At 72.1% G+C, this 1263-nt stretch carries 2 protein-coding genes; both read left to right on the top strand.

Annotated elements, in window-relative coordinates:
* Positions 1–306: 306 nt before the first annotated feature.
* Complete coding sequence (locus EEJ42_RS31515; RefSeq protein WP_123105273.1) at positions 307–654, top strand: hypothetical protein; 348 nt, start codon at positions 307–309, stop codon at positions 652–654.
* A gap of 355 nt (positions 655–1009) precedes the next feature.
* A complete protein-coding gene (locus EEJ42_RS50390) occupies positions 1010–1207 on the top strand; it encodes a hypothetical protein (protein WP_148082075.1) in 198 nt (65 codons plus the stop codon).
* Positions 1208–1263: the final 56 nt, after the last annotated feature.

The following is a 1263-nucleotide window of genomic DNA, read 5'->3' as shown; positions in this document are numbered from 1 at the left end:
CGGCCACCCACCCCACACAGCCACCCACACACGGCAGGGAGTCCTCATGCCCGAAACGCCGGATGCCACCGACACCGCCCGCAGCAGTGACGCCCCCGCCCATCACTGGGTCCTCGTCCATTCGAGGAGACCATCCCCCTGGGCGAACTCCGCCTGAGCACCAGACGACGGAGAGCCCTCAGACGCCAGACCTGCTCGGGACACCGATGGCTCCACCGGAGGCGGGGGTGGCTCGGCACGCCCACCAGCCTCCCCGTGTCCGGCACTCGCCGGGCGCGTCACCATCCGCCGTCCCTGGAGCATGTCATGCCCACTCCTGCCCTGCCTGATGTCCACGCCCGCGCGGCCGCCGTCCTCACTGCCGCCGGTCTCACGGTCCTCGACGCCGACACCGATACCGATACCGGCGCCGACGCCGACGCCGACGGTACGGGTGTGCGGGTCCGGCCCGCCCCGTACGACCCTGGCCACTCGTTCGTCGTCCCCGTCGTCCACGGGCGCGAGAACTTCCCCCCGCCGCTTGCGGAGTACGACGACCGGCGCTCCGCGTGGATCGAACTCATGCAAGCCGCCCGCAACGCCCTGACCGACGCCGGATGGCAACGGCTCCTCCGGACGGACAACGGCGCCGAATTCCGCCCCCCTGCCAGCTGACGCCCTGGCGCGCCGCGCCCGCCCGCGCCCCAGTCAACGGCACCCCGCCAGCGCGCATATCCGCGCCTACCGCGACTTGTAGAGCGCGTTCACAGTGGCCGGTCCGCCCCGGGACCGGCCATGTCCGAACTACCCTCCTGTGAAGGGACACCCCGTGAAGATCGTTATGCCTTGTGGGCTGGCCACCGGCCCCGGCGGTTGATGCGTGCTCTCGCTCTGTTCCAACGCCGCTACCCATGTCCTGGAACACCACGACGGGCCCGCAGGTCCCTACCGCTCCGGCGCCTACTGTCTGCCCTGCCTCAACCGGCGGGTACGTCCCGCTGCCGAGGTCGAAGCCGCCCATGCACGCGCCATGCGTACCGGCGACACCACCACCTCGCCCGAACAGTTCGGCCTGCCCGACGACCGGTGGAAGGTCCGGGACTTCACACCCGAGGAAGCCGCCGAAGTCCAGGCCATCCACGCCGGCAGGCTCCTCGCCGTCTACCAGGGCGAGCCCGGCCGGTTCGGCTGGGAAGCACCCCACCCCGCCCAGCACACCGGGGGGTGACCGCCCCCGGCCCGCCGCGCTCCGTGCGGTGATCGCTATTTCGGGGCCCGCGCGGG

Origin of the sequence: Streptomyces botrytidirepellens, from assembly GCF_003721215.1 — a bacterium.
Taxonomy (GTDB): domain Bacteria; phylum Actinomycetota; class Actinomycetes; order Streptomycetales; family Streptomycetaceae; genus Streptomyces; species Streptomyces himastatinicus.
Note: the sequence above shows the minus strand (reverse complement) of the source record. Positions and strands in the feature narration are given on the sequence as shown.